Source organism: Patescibacteria group bacterium (assembly GCA_020148145.1).
Classification (GTDB): Bacteria; Patescibacteriota; Minisyncoccia; order Minisyncoccales; family JAHCRE01; genus JAHCRE01.
This window is the reverse complement of sequence record JAHCRE010000021.1, coordinates 16,112-32,198: the sequence shown is the minus strand read 5'-3', so window position 1 is coordinate 32,198 and position 16,087 is coordinate 16,112. Positions and strand designations below refer to the sequence as shown.

The following is a 16,087-nucleotide window of genomic DNA, read 5'->3' as shown; positions in this document are numbered from 1 at the left end:
ATTTTTAGATTACTTGCCACGTGATGAGCGAAGCGAATTTTACGGGGTGAACTTTAGCTCCCCGAATTTTAATAAAATCTTTGAACATAATTAACTTCCTATTATATCTGAAATTTTAAAAAATTTCAACAATAGGTATCTATTGAAAAATCAAAAATTTTAGATTAAAATCTTTAATATGAAAGGATTTCGATTTATAAAAAAGGGGGAAACTAAAAAACTTCCAAAAGCACCGGGAGTTTATTGCTTTTTGAATAGAAGAAGAAAATTATATATTGGCAAGGCGGCCAATATTCAAGAAAGAATAAAAAATCATTTTCAACAACCTGGGTTTAAAGAAGATCTTTTTTTAAATCAAACAAAAAAAATTGGATTTTTAAAAACTGATTCAGGAATTGAGGCTCTAATTTTAGAGGCAAATTTAATTAAAAAACATCAACCAAAATACAATGTAATTTGGCGAGATGATAAAAACTTCTTTTATACCGGAATAACAAAAGAGGATTTCCCAAGAGTTTTTTGGACCCACCAAATTAAACTACAAACTACAAACTACAAACTACAAACTAAATTCATTGGGCCATTTGTTGAAGGTAGGGCTCTAAAACAAACTCTAAAAATTTTAAGAAAGGTTTTTCCTTATAGGTCCTGTAAAAATTTACCAAAAAGACCTTGCCTTTGGTATCAACTAGATAGATGTCCAGCTCCCTGCCTTTTGAAATCGAAACTTAGCCAACAAATTCCCCAGGTCTTTTATCAAATAAAAAATGAATGTCAGAGAAATGTTAAAAGTTTGAAAAAAATTCTCCAGGGAAAGAAAATTCAGGTATTAAAAGATTTAAAAAAAGAAATGAAAAAGGTAGCAAAAGAAAAAAAATTTGAAAAGGCAGCAAAAATTAGAGATCAAATTAGGGCTTTAAGAAAAATTCTCTCTCATACCCGCCTGCCAGTGTCTGAAGCCGTGGGTTTTGACAGACAGGCAAAAATTTTTGAATGGAGAAATACCGAAAAAAACTTAAAAAAACTTCTTAAAATTAAAAGGGGAATCAAGAGAATTGAAGCCTATGACGTTTCTGGCTTTCAAGGAAATTTAGCTACTGGTTCAATGGTGGTGTTTATAAACGGAGAACCTGATAAAAATTTTTATCGAAAATTTAAAATAAAAATTACTGGGAAATCAAATGATTTAGCAATGATAAGGGAAATTTTATTTCGGAGATTTCAACATCCAGAATGGGGCCGGCCAGACTTAATCTTAATTGATGGAGGAAAAACCCAATTAAAAGCTGCCCGCTCAGAAACAAAAAATATTAAGGTTATTGCTCTTGCTAAGAAAGGAAATAAACTTTATATTGAGAATCAAAAAAAGCCAATTTTATTAAAAAATCTTTCTAGAGAAATTTTTAATTTAATTTTGCAGCTCCGGGATGAAGCTCACCGATTTGCCATTTCTTATCATAGAAAATTGAGAAAAAAGAGGTTTTTGGGTTGACATTAATTAAAAAATCTTTTATTCTCAATAAGTGAGGCATTTAATTTTACAAATCATTGCTGGGGTCTTAGGTCTTTTTTTGGCTACTAAATTTGTCCGAGGAGTAGAATTTACCGGCTCCTTCCAAGTTTTGCTCCTATCTGGTCTGGTTTTAGGCTTAATTAATTTTTTTATTAAGCCAATCTTGAAAAAAATTTTTCTGCCTCTCAGAATTTTAACTTTTGGTTTATTTACTTTAATAATAAACATGGGGATGGTTTGGATTGTTGATTTTATCTTCCCTGAACTAAAAATTTCTGGCATCACATCCTTTTTTTGGACTATAATTATTGTCTGGGGATTAAGCGTTATTGTCTCAATTTTTATTAAAAAATAATCTTTTATGAGTAATTATTTGCCAATTTTTCAAATCACCGTTACAATATTTTTACTTATCTTTATTCTTTTACAGCAAAGAGGGACTGCTTTAGGTTCTGCCTTTGGTGAAACCGGTGGTTTCTATGCTACTCGTCGGGGTATCCAAAAAAAATTTTTGGGGGCTACTATTATCTTAGGGGTTCTTTTTATTATCTTAGCCCTTTTGAATCTAATTCTCTGATTTTAAATGTCAAGTAAATTTAAGATAAAGGTTTTTTTAAACTCTCTCAAAAAATTTTTGTGGTCCCCGATTTCTAAGAAAGTTGGAGGAAGGATGCCTTCTAAGTTACAGTGGAGGCAGTTTTTAAAAGTTTTAAATAAAAAAGAAAAAATTTCTTTTTTTATTTTCTTAATTTTAGCCTTTAGTTCTTTTATTTTTCTTTTAATCAATTTTTATTTCAAAAATACGGAAATAAGGCCTGCTTCGGGTGGAGTTTATATTGAAGGGGTAGTAGGTTTCCCAAGATTTATCAATCCAATTTATGCTCCAACCAAAGATGTCGATCGAGATTTAGTCGAACTCATTTTTTCCGGTTTAATGAAGTATACCCAAGATGGTCAGATTGTTCCCGATTTAGCCCAAAATTATCCTGAAATTAAAGAAGAGGGAAGGGTTTTCGAATTTCATTTAAAAAAGAATGTCTCTTGGCACGATAAATCTCCATTAACAGTCGATGACATAATCTTTACTATAAAAACAATCCAAGACCCTGATTACAAAAGCCCCCTCCGAGCAGCTTGGCTGGGAGTAGAAATTGAAAAAATCTCGGATTTTACTATCCGTTTTAAACTAAAAAATCCTTATTCTGCCTTTCTCGAAAATCTAACCTTAAAAATCTTGCCAAAACATATCTGGCAGGACATTTCTCCCCAAAATTTTCCTTTAGCAATTTATAATTCAAATCCTATTGGTTCTGGGCCTTATAAATTAAAAGAGGTAAAAAAAGACGAGTTAGGCTTTATAAAATCTCTGGCTTTAACCTCAAACTCTAATTATTTTGGTAAAATTCCAAATATTTCTGAAATCTCTTTTCAGTTTTTTGAGAAAGAAGAAGATTTAATTGGGAATATCAAAAAAGGAGAAATTAAAGGATTCTCAATTATTTCACTAAAAAATTACCATCTTTTAAAAAAGAATCAATTTTTAGATTATCATCTCTCTCTACCAAGATATTTTGCCGTATTTTTCAATCCCGAAAAATCAGAGGTTTTGGCTGAAAAAAAAGTAAGAAAGGCCTTAAATTATGGAACCAACAAGACTGAAATCGTAGAAAAAATTCTAATAGGGCAAGGAAAAATTGTCGACTCCCCGATTTTACCAGAAATTTATGGATTTTCACCCCCTTCTAAAACTTATCAATTTAATATTGAAAAGGCTAAAGAAATTTTAGATGAGGCAGGGTTCCTTGAAAATGAAAAAGGTCTAAGAGAAAAAACTATTGAAAAAGAGAAGGCTTTTCAATTTAAAAGCGACTTAAAATCAGGTTCTCGGGGAACAGAAGTTCAAGAACTTCAAAAATGTCTAGCTAAAGATCCCAATGTTTATCCTGAAGGAAAAATTACCGGTCTTTTTGGAGATTTGACCAAAAAGGCAGTAATCAGATTTCAGGAAAAATACAAAGAAGAGATCTTGGAACCTTGGGGGTTTAAAAAAGGTACCGGCCTAGTAAGTAAAACCACTAGGGCAAAATTAAATGAAGTTTGTTTTGAAGCGCCTGAAGAAGTCTTACCGCTCAAATTTTCTTTAGTAACAGTTAATCAGCCATTTTTAATAGAGATTGCCAATCTTTTGGAAAATCAGTGGCGGGCCCTAGGAGTAGAAATTGAAATCAAGACTTCCGATATCTCCGCCCTGAAAAGAGATATTATTAAACCGCGAGATTATGAGGTTTTATTATTTGGTGAAGTTTTGGGTGCTTTTCCCGACCCCTTTCCCTTCTGGCACTCCTCCCAGAAAAAAGACCCGGGATTAAACTTAGCCCTTTATGAAAATGAAATTGTTGACAAATTACTGGAGGAAGGACGCCAGATTCAAAACCAAAAAGAGGGGGCAGAAAAATATCAAGAATTCCAAAAAATTCTAATTAGTGATGCTCCGGTTGTATTTTTGTGCAATCCCGATTATATTTATTTTGTCTCTGAAGAAATAAGGGGAATAAATGTAAAGATAATTACTGACCCTTCAAAAAGATTTTCAGGAATTGAAAATTGGTATATCCGAACACGAAGGGCTTGGAAATAATGGACCAATTTTCACAAAGGGGGTCGGGGAAACTGGGTAGGGGCCCGCGAAGCGGGAGGGTGGTGGGTGGGTGGCGTCCCCATGAAGGAAAACAGCGAGCTGAAAGCGAGCGTTAGAAACCGTGGGTTTCTAAGGAGCGGTGTTAGCGCCGAGCACATAATCTGTGGGCTCGGACGCGTGCCGCGACGAATTGGTACATTAAGACAAAGAGGGCATGGAAATGGTAAAAACCAAACCCAAAATCCGATTCTTAAAAGAAATGGAAAATGTTCTCTATGATCAAAGGTGGGCAAAAACTGCTCAAAATTTTGAACTTTATTATGTCTGGAGAGGAATTAAAGAAAAAAATAGTTTAAGGTATGATATAACCTCTATTCCTTCCAGAATGTTAGGGAGGGAATTTGTTAAAACCAAAGGTCATGAGCATTCTAATAAATACGGAGAAATCTATTTTATTTTAAAGGGGGAAGTAATCTTTTTGATGCAAAAGTGTAAAGGAAATGTTGTAAAAGATGTCTATGTAGTTAAGGCCAAGAGGGGTGATTTCATTGTTGTTTCACCAAATTTCGGCCATTTAGCAATTAATTCTTCAAATTCTGAATTGAAAATGGCTAATTGGATCAACAAAAAATGTAAAAACGATTATCGTTTATTTGAAAAAAAACAGGGAGCCTGCTATTACTATACAAAATCTGGTTGGATAAAAAATAAAAATTATAAAAAAATACCAAAACTTCGCTGGAAAAAACCTTTAAAAAAAATGCCAAAAAATTTAGATTTTTTAAAATGAGCGGGTATGGCGGAATTAGAAGACGCGCAAGTTTCAGGAACTTGTGGGAAAAATCCCATGGAGGTGCAAGTCCTCCTACCCGCATCTTTGCTTCGCTTAAATTTAAAATGCAAAAATCAAAATTTAAAATTTTTGAATTTTAATCTGTATTTTTAATATTTGATTTTTGATTTGATAAACATGACTAAACCAAAGAAACAAAAAAATCTCCGAATAATCCCTCTGGGCGGCCTGGGTGAGATTGGCCGGAATATGATGCTCCTGGAATACAAAAGGAAGATTTTAATTATTGATATGGGATTCAGGTTACCAGAGGAAGATATGCCTGGAATTGATTATATTGTCCCTAATATTTCTTATCTTAAAGGCAAAGAAAAAAATATTTTAGGGATAGTTTTTACCCATGGCCATTACGACCACATCGGGGCAATTCCCTATTTAATTAAAAAAATTGATGGTCTGCCTATGTTTGCCTCTCCTTTAACTCGAGGGATTATCTTAAAAAGGCAGGAGGATTTTCCTCTCCGACCAAAATTGAATATTCGCGAAATTAAAGATAGGTCAAAAATAAAACTTGGTCCCTTTAAAATTGAATTTTTGAGAATGAATCATAATATTCCTGATAATTTAGGGCTGTTTATTGAAACCCCAGTGGGAAATATTTTCCATACCTCTGACTTTAAATTTGATGAAAATCCAATAAATGATTTACCAACCGACTTTTGGAAATTAAAAAAGATTGGTAAAAGAAAAATTTTACTATTGATGTCAGACTCCACCGGAGCTGAAGAAGAAGGTCATTCTTTTTCAGAAAAAGAAATTTTAGAAAATTTAGAGAAAATTTTTAAAAGATCTACCGGCCGAATTATTGCTGCTACTTTTGCTTCTTTAATTAATCGGATTCAACAAATCATTACTTTATCTGAGAAATATGGAAGGAAAGTGGTAATCGAAGGCTATTCAATGAAAACTAATGTTGAGATTTCAAAGATTTTGGGATATGTCAAGATAAAAAAGAAAACAAAAATTCTAACCAAAGAAATTGTAAATTATCCTGACTCAAAAATAACTATTCTTTGCACCGGGGCTCAGGGAGAAAGATCAGCCGCCTTAATGAGAATTGTCAATAAAGAACATCCTTCTCTTAGAATCAAAAGGGGAGATACGGTCATCCTTTCTTCTTCAGTTATCCCGGGTAACGAAAGAACAGTCCAGTTTTTAAAAGATAATATTTTAAGACAAGGAGCTAAGGTTTTCCACTATAGAATGATGGATATTCATGCTGGGGGTCATGCCCAGAAAGAAGAGTTAAAGCAAATGATTAAAATCATTAGACCAAAGTTCTTCTTGCCAATTCATGGACAATATTCAATGCTAGTTAACCATGGCAAATTAGCTAAAGAGATGGGCCTATCAGAAAAAAATATAGTGATAGCTGAAAATGGCCAGGTTGTTAATTTAAATAAAAAAAGAATTTTTATCGAAAAAAGGGCTATTCCTTCAAATTATGTAATGATTGATGGATTAGGAATTGGTGATGTGGGTGAGGTTGTCTTGAGAGACCGCCAAATTTTAGCCAAAGATGGAATGTTTGTCATTGTGGCTGTGGTTGATAAAAAAACTGGTAAAGTTAGGGGTTCTCCTGATATAATATCAAGAGGGTTTGTTTATCTTAGAGAGTCAAAGGAGTTATTACAAAAAACCCGGAAAAAAGTAATAGATATTGTTAACAAAGCCACTGGTTCAGGAGGAGCAGTTAACTGGGCTCATGTTAAAAATGAAATAAGAAAGAAAATCGGTCAATTTTTATATACCAGGACTCAGAGAAGGCCAATGATATTACCAGTGGTAATTGAAATCTAATAATCGTAATTTGGAAAGCTCTTGACAAGTATTCTTGATTAAGATAAGTTATTAAGTAGAAAAACTAAAAAGTATGGGAAACCTTAGAAAGATTATAACTTGGGAAGTTAATTGGTACCCCTTTTTTGGAAGGAGTGGTTTTGGTTTAAGGATCGATCTTATATGTTAAGTTTTTAAAAACAGATTTTGAGCCAAAACCACCCTCTCTAAAAAGAGGGTTTTTTAGTTCCAGAGAAAAAGCACCTTAAAAAGGAGGTAGATAGAATGAGAAAAGGAAAAATAGAAGAATGGGTAAAAGGGTTAGAAATGAAAAACGGAAGACTGTCGGTGGACAGGATACCAAGCAAACACCTTAGATCGATTAGGGAGGCGATAGAAGAAAACCAGCGCTTTTTCTGGGTTCCTAATAAATTAGCAGGAACTAGGAAAGGAGAAATTAGAAGAATCTGGAGACAAATTCAGTTCTTTCAGAAACACGGAGACCGAGACATTGACAAGGCAACAAAAAGAGTTCACTATCTAAATAAGATTGAGGAATTCGTCGGAGAAGGAGAACCAATCAAGATAATTTTTATAGCCTGGCCATTTAAGAACTACAAAAATCCATTAAAAACCAACCGGAGAACGCCTGATCTGGGAGAGCTAATCTTTGTTCAAAGACTTTTACAGATAAACGAAGCTGTCAAAACTGAATATCCACCCGGGATAGAATGGACTGTACTTGCAGAAGGGGAAGCATATCGAGGTTTACTTGGGGCATCAAAAGAAGATGTGGCTTTGTACCTAGAGACAATGAAAAGATTCATTAAACTTCTTGGAGGAGAAAAGATAATAAAGATCAAAGATCTCAAAAAAGCAATAGAAGGACCCGAATTTAATGAGAGATATCAAAAATCTTTAGAAAATCTGAGACGACTAAAGGAAGGAAGAACTGGAGAAGAGTGGTTTAGATACCGATCCCAGATAGACCCCTTTGTGGAGGTAATGTTCTGGTCCCAAGATGTAACCAAGATTCCATTAAAAGATCTTATAGTTATCTATTATGGGGATCATTATATAGATATGACTTCTCGCCATAGAGAACTAAGAGCGTTTTTAAGGGATCGAGCAAAAGAAATAGCATGGAAATATGTAGCATTTAACGAAGCGAAAACCGAAATAATAGCTAAGCGATTTCCTCAGCACTTATATTTCAGCATCACTTATAAACCAGAGAGGTTTTGCTTTAGAATACCAACAGTGCGTCCTCCTCATCATGGGATACCTGTGGTAATACCAAAGGGACCAGTCGAGATTACTCATTTAGCAACGCTATTAATACGAATCCTATTAGGGTATAGAGAAGTCGTAGCAGTCTATGTTGACGATGATCAAGAAGACCAACCCTTTTACTACAAACCCAAGGAGGCTGATGTCAATTAAATATTGGCCTCAGCCTCTCTTTTCTTTCTATTATGAAAATAAACTACTTTAATAAATTACTAGTTCATTCTTTAATTTCTTCAATCCAACCTTTTGAGGTGGGGCTGGAGCAAAAAAAATACAAAACTCTTAAGAAAATTCGAATTTCGGATTTTCAGTTAAAAGAATTTGTCAAGAAGATCCAGAGAATATCTGATGTTGATTTTAGATTTGATAAAAATCTTGATATTGCTTCAAATATTTTAAGAATTTTTCAAAATCCGGAAATAAGAGCGGGGAAAATAAAATATATCAAAAATTTTAGAAAAACTCTTACTGAAAGAATAGATTATTTTATCAAAAAGAGAAAGTCTATAGAATTTACGATTTTGGGATTGCCTTTTAAGTCTCCCAATCTTTTAAAAACTACGCGGAGAAAACCTGATTTAGGAGAATTAGGCTTTATCTTAAGGTTATTTGACATTACTCAATTAATCTATAGTATTTATAAGCCAGGGGCAAAGTTTATTATTTTAACTGAAGGGGTAGTTTTCCATAATTTTTTTGGTATTTCAAAAAGAGAAGCAGTAAACTATTGCAACTATGTCAACGAATTCATTAAAGAACTCGGTATAACTGACACTATAAGACTCCATGATTTAGCTAAAATCACAACTGTACTACCTGAATTTAGAAAAAAGTATAAAGAGAACCTCAGAGAAATATCCAAGAAGTTCAATAAGGGAAACAAAATTATTCGAGAAAAAATAGAAGGACTTTTCCCTACTTTATTTACCAGTATTAATTCTAGAGCCCATTCTCTTGAAGATCTCTTTGATGTTTACAATCTCAACATCAAAGATAAAGAATTACCTGCCAAATTCAGAAAAATCAGAAACGATCTTTATAAGACTGCCATAGAAACGGACTTAAAATATTATGCTTTTCATAAAACTAGATATGATATCAATCTTGAAGAGAAATTTCTCCCTCGGGCAATAAGATGTACTCTTACTCCCAAGCCGGGAAGCTTAGGTATTTTTGCTATTAATAAAGAAACTGAACTTTTACCTCACCATGGAGTAGGAATACTCACAAAGGAAAAAAAGATAACCGTTAAATACGAAGCTGATATAAGAAGAAAGGGGAACTATCGAGCTGTCGACATATTAAATGAAAGAACTCCGTTTTATTACGAAGAAAATTAATTGATCGGAATTAAGAAGACTTTGCTTTCGAAAAATATCAATTTATGTTAAAATTTAAAAACTGATTAACTAAAAAACTGTTAATTCGACTTAAATTATGAGGATTTTTAGTGGCGTCAGGCCAACAGGTGAATTACATATAGGGAATTATTTGGGTGCTATAAAGAATTGGGTTGAGCTCCAAGAGAAAAATGAGTGTGTTTTTTGTATTGTTGATTTACATGCCATAACTACTCCCTACAAAACTGAAGGGCTTCAAGAGAATATTCAGGAGCTAGCTATCTCCTATTTGGCAGCTGGTTTAAATCCAGAAAAGTGCATCTTTTTTGTTCAGTCTCAGGTAAAAGAGCACGCTGAATTGGCTTGGCTACTAGGCACAATAACTCCTTTAGGAGAATTAAAAAGGATGACCCAATTTAAAGAAAAGACAAAAAAACATCCAGAGTACGTTAATGCCGGACTTTTGAATTATCCTTTATTAATGGTTGCTGATATTTTATTGTATCAAACTGATTTAGTTCCAGTTGGTAAAGACCAACAGCAACATGTTGAACTAGCTAGAACTATTGCTAGAAAATTTAATCGGCAATTTGGTAAAACTTTTAAAGTACCTAAGGTTCTTCTTCCTAAAATAGGGGCAAAAATTATGTCTTTGCAGGGTCCAAAAAAGAAAATGTCAAAAACTGACGACCCTAAAGGTTGTATTGGAATTTTTGACAGCCCAGAAAGAATTAAGAGAAAAATAATGGTAGCCATTACTGATCCAAGGAAAAAAATAAAATATAACCCTATCAAAAAACCAGGAATTTCTAATCTCTTAACTATTTATTCCCTCTTTAGCGGAAAGTCAATTAGAGAAATAGAAAGGAATTTTAAAGGCAGGGGTTACGAAGAATTCAAAAAATCTCTAATAAAACTTTTAATAAATTCTTTAGAACCTTTTCGCCAAAAGAAAAAAGGGCTTCTCAAAAGAGAAGTTTATATCAAAAATATCTTGGAAAAAGGAGCAGGGAAGGCTAGAGTTTTAGCCCAATCTACAATGTGCAAAGTTAAAAAGAAAATGGGCCTTATATAACGGTCTGTCCCAAATGAGAACTGTTCTCATTCTCATTCGAAACCTAACTCTTGGTAGGTTTTTTTTGTTACAGGAATTCCAACTTTTTTGAAAATCTCCAAAGCCTTTTTTTCTATCTCAATTAAATGTTCTTTGGTATCGCCTTCAAAGCGGCATTTTATAATTGGAGTGGTATTAGCTGCCCGGGCTAAAGCCCAACCATGAAGGAAATTAATCCGTGCCCCATCAATATCAATAAAATCATAATTATTTCTTCTGAGATATTTCTGTAAATTTTTAATAATTCTGAACTTTTCTTCGTCAGTCGAATCAATAAATACCTCTGGACTTGTATGATAACGGGGCAGACTATCGATATATTTAGCAAAATTTTTATATTCTGAAGAAATTTCAGCTAATTTTAGAGAAGAAAAGATAGCATCGTCACAAAGATAATAGTCGAGCGGAAACAAAAAATGATAAGTAATCTCACCTCCGAAAACAGCTCCTTTTTCGATAATTTTATCAATAACGGCATTGTGATGAGAAATGGAAAAATAAGTTTTTACTCCCCTCTTTTTTATCTCATCTAAAAAGGCTTTGGAAACTCTCATATCGTGAACAATTGGCCCCTTTTTCTTTTTGAGGACCTGCTGGGCTAACATCAAGAGACAAAAATCGCCTCTCACTACCCTCCCCTGATTGTCAATTGGTGCAACCCGATCCCCGTCACCATCGTAAGCAAAACCTAAATCGGTTTTTTCTCTCACAACCATTTTTTTAATATCCTTGATATTTTTTTCTTGATAAGGATCGGGTAAATGATGAGGAAATGCCCCATCGAATTCACCGTAAATTGTTTTAACTTGACAACCAAGTTTTTTAAAAATTTTTTCAGGCAAAAACCCAACAGCCCCATTACCCGAATCAATAATGATTTTTAAGGAACGCTTCAGGTTGATTCTGTCTGTTACGTAATTGATATAGTCTTTCGTAGGATGGAAAGTAGTCACTCTCCCCTGTTTATTCTGTCTCTTTAATTTTTCATTTCTTATAACTAGCTCTTTTATCTTCTCTAAATCTTTTCCAATAGCATCTTCGCTAATTTCTTTATCTGGTTTTCGAATATGTAAGGTAAGCCCGTTATACTCTTTAGGATTATGAGAGCCGCTAACCATAATGCCACCATCGAAACGGTAGTGAAAAACTGAGAAATAAAATAAGGGGTCGGGAGCTATACCAATATCTATTACTTCTTTACCGGTTTCAATTAAGGCCTTAGTAATTTTCGCAGTCAAGGCAGGAGAACTTGTGCGCGGATCATGAGCAACAACTATTCTTTCAGCCCATGGATACAAATAAGTATACGCTAAAGTTATTCGATAGGCTACTTCTTCATTTAAATCACTCGGGAAAACCCCTCGGATATCGTAAGCTCGAAAAATATTAGGGTTGATTTTCATATATTTTTATTATATCATACTAATATGTCTTTTTCAGTTGGCATTGTTGGTTTACCAAATGTTGGAAAATCAACTTTATTTAAGGCTATAACAAAAAAGAAAGTTGATATTGCCCCTTATCCTTTTACCACTATTCATCCAAATTATGGCCTTGTTACTATCCCCGATAAAAGATTGGAAGAAATTGCCAAAGTTATTAAACCGGAAAAAATTACTCCCACTACAATTGAATTTGTTGACATTGCTGGTTTAGTTAAGGGGGCTCATAAAGGGGAGGGGTTGGGAAATCAATTTTTAGGCTATATTAGAAATTGCGATGCCATAGTTGAAGTAGTCCGAGCTTTTGAAAACCCGAAAATTGAGCACGTTGAAGGCGACATCGATCCAAAAAGAGATATTGAAATTATTGAAACTGAGCTTTTAATGAAAGACTTGGAAACCCTAGAAAATCTACTTTTGAAATTAGGAAAAGATATCAAAACAAAAGGCAAAAAGGATTTAAAAAAATGGGAACTTTTAAAAAGGGTTAGAGAGGCGGTAGCTCAAGGAAAATTAATATTGAAACTTAATTTAACTGAAAAAGAAAGATCAGAACTTAACGAATTTCAATTTTTAACCCAAAAACCAATTGTTTATCTCCTAAACCATAGTCAAGAGAAATTTGAATTAAAAAAAGAATTAGGGGTTAGTTCTATCTCTCTTAATTTAAAACTGGAAGAAGAAATCTCAGAACTTTCTCTTAAAGAAAAAGGGGAGCTTAAATTAAAAAGCTCGCTTGACCAGTTAATTTTAAGTTGTTACAATGTTCTTGATTTAATCACCTTTTTCACGGTTGCCGGAGGAAAAGAAACAAAAGCCTGGACCCTAAAAAGAGGTCTAAAATGCCCTCAGGCTGGAGGAAAAGTCCATTCTGATTTTGAAAAAAAATTCATCCGTGCTGAAATAATCTCCTGGCGAAAGCTGGTTGAGGCCGGAATTTGGACAAAAGCCCGGGAATTAGGTTGGATAAAAACAGTTGGAAAAGATTATTTAGTTCAGAATGGAAATGTAATTGAATTTAAAATATAATTTGAAGAAAAAAATGAAGTACTACGAATTAACCTATTTAGTTTCACCAGAACTTTCTGAAGAGAAAATTAAAAATTTTTCTGAAAAGACAAATTCCTTTATTAAAGAAGAAGGAGGGAGTTTAGGTAAAGTAAAAAATCCTCTTAAGAGAGAACTGGGCTATCTAATAAAAAAAAGGGGGACAGCCTATTTAATTAGTGTAGATTTTCATCTTGACTCTAAAAAATTGGAGAATTTGGAGAAAAAACTCAAATCTGAAAGTCAAGTTCTCCGTTATGTAATAACTAAAAAAGAAAAAAAGGTAATTGAAATTCCCGCCAAAATCTTTAGAAAAGAACCAGTCCTTAGAAAAGTCTCTGGAAAAGAGATTCCAGCTCCTGAAAGACCCGGGCGGGCTCCAAAGGTCGAATTGAAAGAAATTGAAAAAAAATTGGAAGAAATTTTGGGTGAATAATTATAATTGAAATAGTAAATAAAATATGAATCTTAATAAAGTTATTTTAGTTGGTCGTCTAGTCAATGATCCGGAATTAAGAAATCTTTCTTCGGGAGAAGCAGTTTGTAGTTTTAGATTAGCAACTAACCGAATCTGGACCGATCCTAAAACCGGCCAAAAACAAAAAAGGGCCGAATACCATAATATAGTTCTATGGCGAAGATTAGCTGAAATCGCTTCTCAATTTTTAACTAAAGGGAGCTTAGCTTTAATTGAAGGAAGGATTCAAACCAGATCCTGGCAAGATTCTTCTGGCAATCAAAGATTTAGAACAGAAATTGTTGCTCAGAGAATGCAGTTAGGGCCTAAGGCAGCGGGAAAAGTTGTGCCTCCTACTCCTCCAGAGGAAGGGACAAAAAAGGAGGAAATTCCCATTATTGAAGAGGGAGAGAAAGAGATTGATGTTTCGCAAATCCCTTTCTAGGTCAATAAAAACTCTTAAAATGCTTATAATAAAGTAATAAATAAGTGAGCGTTTTATTTGTTATTTTTTCAAGTACTCACAATCTATGAGAGTTAATTATAAGAATTATGGCTTACAAAGACAAGGAAAAGGAACGACAAAATAAAAAAGAGTATTATCAGAAGAATAGGGAAAAGATACTCAAAAATAAGAAGGAATATCATCGAAAAAATAAAGAAAAAATACAAAAGATTAAAACCATTTTCAGAACATTTCTTTAACTTTTGGGTTTTATGTGATATAATTAAGTAATGCCTTATAAAGACCCCGAAAAAAGAAAAACATACCATAAAAAATGGCGTGGAAGAAATAGAGAGAAATTAAAAGAATATTGGCGATTGTGGAGAAAGAAAAATCCCGAAAGAGCTAATGCTATTTGTAGAAAATACAGAGCTACCCATAAGAAAGAAAGGTATATTGCTTGCACCAAATGGAAAAAAAATAATCCCGAAAAGGAACGGAAAATACACCGGCATTTTAATAGGAAAAAAAGAAAGACACCAAAAGGAAATTTAGATCACCGGATGGAGGTTTCAATTAGGAATAGTTTAAAAGAAATGAAGAAAGGTAGAAGGTGGGAGGATTTAGTAGGATACACAGTAGAGGAATTAAAAGAGCATTTGGAGAAACAGTTTAAAAATAGGATGAATTGGGAAAGATTTTTGAAAGGAGAAATTGAAATTGATCACATAAAGCCGAAAAGTTTATTTAATTATACTTCTCCCAATGATTTAGAATTTAAACAATGCTGGGCTTTAGAAAACCTGCAGCTGTTAGAGAAAATAAAAAATATTAAAAAAAGTAATCGTTTAATCAATTTCTAATTTTTTACGAAGTAAAAAACTATGGATTGTTATTTTTGTCAAAAAGGAATAAATGAAATTGATTTTAAAGATATAGAACTTTTGCGGAAATTTATCTCAGGCTCAGGAAAAATTAGGGCAAAAAAAAGAACTGGAGTCTGCTCTAAGCACCAACGAAAACTGGCTAAAGCGATTAAGAGAGCGAGGCATTTAGGATTATTGCCCTATACCACCAAGTAATCTAAATAAAAAAACGGCTCAATTATTTTATAAACTTTGGCCGTTTTTATTTGGCTTGGCTTATTATAGCTTTTTCTATTTTCTTTGTGATTTCTGGATTTTCTTTTAAAAATTTTTTTGCTCCCTCAATTCCCTGGCCCAGTTTTATATTTTCATATTGAAACCAACTCCCGGCTTTTTTAACAATATCCACTTTCTCTCCGGTATTTAAAATATCGGCGAGATAAGAAATTCCTTCATTGTAATAAATATCGAATTCAGTGGTTTTAAAAGGAGCGGCTACTTTATTTTTAACTATTTTTGCCTTTATTCTGCTAGCAATAATTTCCTCACCATGTTTTATCTGGGCAATTCTCCTCAAGGCAATTCTCACTGAGGAATAAAATTTTAGGGCTAATCCTCCTGGGGTGGTTTCGGGGTTTCCAAAGCGAATACCAATTTTCATCCTAGTCTGATTCAAGAAAATAACCGATGTCTTTGTTTTTGAAATAATGCTAGACAATTTTCTCAAGGCCTGCGACATTAATCTAGCCTGGAGACCGATTTGAAATTCTCCCATTTCACCAGCAATTTCCGCCCGAGGAGTTAAAGCAGCTACTGAATCAATAACAATGACATCAACTGTTCCTGATCTAACTAAGGTCTCAACGATCTCTAAGGCTTGTTCTCCAGAATCTGGCTGGGAAATTAAAAGATCATCAACATTTACTCCGATTCTTTTTGCCCAATCAGGATCCAAAGCATGCTCAGCATCAATAAAGGCTGCTTGACCTCCTCTTTTTTGAGCCTCAGCTAAAATATGAAGCGCCAAAGTTGTTTTCCCTCCTCCTTCAGGTCCGAAAATTTCAACTACTCTTCCTCTAGGGATACCACTTACTCCCAAGGCTAAATCTAAGGAAATTGAACCGGTAGGAATAACATCAACAGCGACTGGTTTGGCCTCTTTTAATTTCATAATCGCCCCCTCACCAAATCTTTGTTTAATCTCAGCTACCGCCTCTTTCAAATCCTTTTTTTGCTCAGTTTTCTTTTTCATCTTAATTTCGAAGAAGTCAAGGTTCTGCCGAAGGTAGGTTCTTATTTAATA

The 16,087-nt window shown here is 33.7% G+C and carries 16 protein-coding genes and 1 tRNA gene; 15 read left to right on the top strand and 2 right to left on the bottom strand.

Features of this window, described 5'->3' with window-relative positions; genetic code table 11:
* The first annotated feature begins 178 nt into the window (after positions 1-178).
* The 10 genes from KJA15_04235 to trpS all read left to right on the top strand — a co-directional run bounded on the left by KJA15_04235 (position 179) and on the right by trpS (position 10,488).
* On the top strand, positions 179-1,492 hold the full coding sequence (locus tag KJA15_04235) for a GIY-YIG nuclease family protein (GenBank protein MBZ9572514.1): 1,314 nt from the start codon (positions 179-181) through the stop codon (positions 1,490-1,492).
* Between the two features lie 31 nt (positions 1,493-1,523).
* Positions 1,524-1,868 carry a phage holin family protein gene (locus tag KJA15_04230; protein MBZ9572513.1) on the top strand — a complete coding sequence of 115 codons (345 nt, stop codon included), beginning with the start codon at positions 1,524-1,526 and terminating at the stop codon, positions 1,866-1,868.
* 6 nt (positions 1,869-1,874) lie between these two features.
* Positions 1,875-2,090, top strand: a complete 216-nt coding sequence (gene secG / locus KJA15_04225; protein ID MBZ9572512.1) for a preprotein translocase subunit SecG — start codon at positions 1,875-1,877, stop codon at positions 2,088-2,090.
* A 93-nt stretch (positions 2,091-2,183) separates the two neighbouring features.
* Positions 2,184-4,151 (top strand): hypothetical protein, encoded by a 1,968-nt coding sequence (locus tag KJA15_04220; GenBank protein MBZ9572511.1) that lies wholly within the window; start codon positions 2,184-2,186, stop codon positions 4,149-4,151.
* A gap of 220 nt (positions 4,152-4,371) precedes the next feature.
* The gene (locus KJA15_04215; GenBank protein MBZ9572510.1) at positions 4,372-4,941 is read left to right on the top strand and encodes a glucose-6-phosphate isomerase; all 570 of its coding nucleotides are present in this window, start codon (positions 4,372-4,374) and stop codon (positions 4,939-4,941) included.
* Positions 4,942-5,025, top strand: a tRNA-Leu gene (locus KJA15_04210).
* Positions 5,026-5,121: 96 nt separating this feature from the next.
* Complete coding sequence (locus KJA15_04205) at positions 5,122-6,804, top strand: ribonuclease J (protein ID MBZ9572509.1); 1,683 nt, start codon at positions 5,122-5,124, stop codon at positions 6,802-6,804.
* 264 nt (positions 6,805-7,068) lie between these two features.
* The gene (locus KJA15_04200; GenBank protein ID MBZ9572508.1) at positions 7,069-8,226 is read left to right on the top strand and encodes an L-tyrosine/L-tryptophan isonitrile synthase family protein; all 1,158 of its coding nucleotides are present in this window, start codon (positions 7,069-7,071) and stop codon (positions 8,224-8,226) included.
* A gap of 32 nt (positions 8,227-8,258) precedes the next feature.
* On the top strand, positions 8,259-9,413 hold the full coding sequence (locus tag KJA15_04195) for an L-tyrosine/L-tryptophan isonitrile synthase family protein (protein MBZ9572507.1): 1,155 nt from the start codon (positions 8,259-8,261) through the stop codon (positions 9,411-9,413).
* A 94-nt stretch (positions 9,414-9,507) separates the two neighbouring features.
* The gene (trpS, locus tag KJA15_04190; protein MBZ9572506.1) at positions 9,508-10,488 is read left to right on the top strand and encodes a tryptophan--tRNA ligase; all 981 of its coding nucleotides are present in this window, start codon (positions 9,508-9,510) and stop codon (positions 10,486-10,488) included.
* Positions 10,489-10,520: 32 nt separating this feature from the next.
* Here the strand turns inward: trpS and KJA15_04185 are convergent, their stop codons facing one another.
* The gene (locus tag KJA15_04185) at positions 10,521-11,930 is read right to left on the bottom strand and encodes a phosphomannomutase/phosphoglucomutase (protein MBZ9572505.1); all 1,410 of its coding nucleotides are present in this window, start codon (positions 11,928-11,930) and stop codon (positions 10,521-10,523) included.
* 24 nt (positions 11,931-11,954) lie between these two features.
* Between KJA15_04185 and ychF the strand changes: the two genes are divergently transcribed.
* From ychF to rpsR, 5 genes are all read left to right on the top strand, one after another.
* On the top strand, positions 11,955-12,998 hold the full coding sequence (ychF, locus tag KJA15_04180; protein ID MBZ9572504.1) for a redox-regulated ATPase YchF: 1,044 nt from the start codon (positions 11,955-11,957) through the stop codon (positions 12,996-12,998).
* Positions 12,999-13,011: 13 nt separating this feature from the next.
* Complete coding sequence (gene rpsF, locus KJA15_04175) at positions 13,012-13,452, top strand: 30S ribosomal protein S6 (protein MBZ9572503.1); 441 nt, start codon at positions 13,012-13,014, stop codon at positions 13,450-13,452.
* A 25-nt stretch (positions 13,453-13,477) separates the two neighbouring features.
* Complete coding sequence (gene ssb, locus KJA15_04170; protein ID MBZ9572502.1) at positions 13,478-13,918, top strand: single-stranded DNA-binding protein; 441 nt, start codon at positions 13,478-13,480, stop codon at positions 13,916-13,918.
* Between the two features lie 290 nt (positions 13,919-14,208).
* Positions 14,209-14,781, top strand: a complete 573-nt coding sequence (locus tag KJA15_04165) for a hypothetical protein (GenBank protein ID MBZ9572501.1) — start codon at positions 14,209-14,211, stop codon at positions 14,779-14,781.
* Positions 14,782-14,802: 21 nt separating this feature from the next.
* Positions 14,803-15,000, top strand: coding sequence for a 30S ribosomal protein S18 (gene rpsR / locus KJA15_04160; GenBank protein ID MBZ9572500.1), 198 nt, complete (start codon positions 14,803-14,805; stop codon positions 14,998-15,000).
* Between the two features lie 46 nt (positions 15,001-15,046).
* On the opposite strand, the gene recA is transcribed toward rpsR, so the two are convergent.
* Positions 15,047-16,036 carry a recombinase RecA gene (gene recA / locus KJA15_04155; protein ID MBZ9572499.1) on the bottom strand — a complete coding sequence of 330 codons (990 nt, stop codon included), beginning with the start codon at positions 16,034-16,036 and terminating at the stop codon, positions 15,047-15,049.
* Between the last annotated feature and the right edge of the window lie 51 nt (positions 16,037-16,087).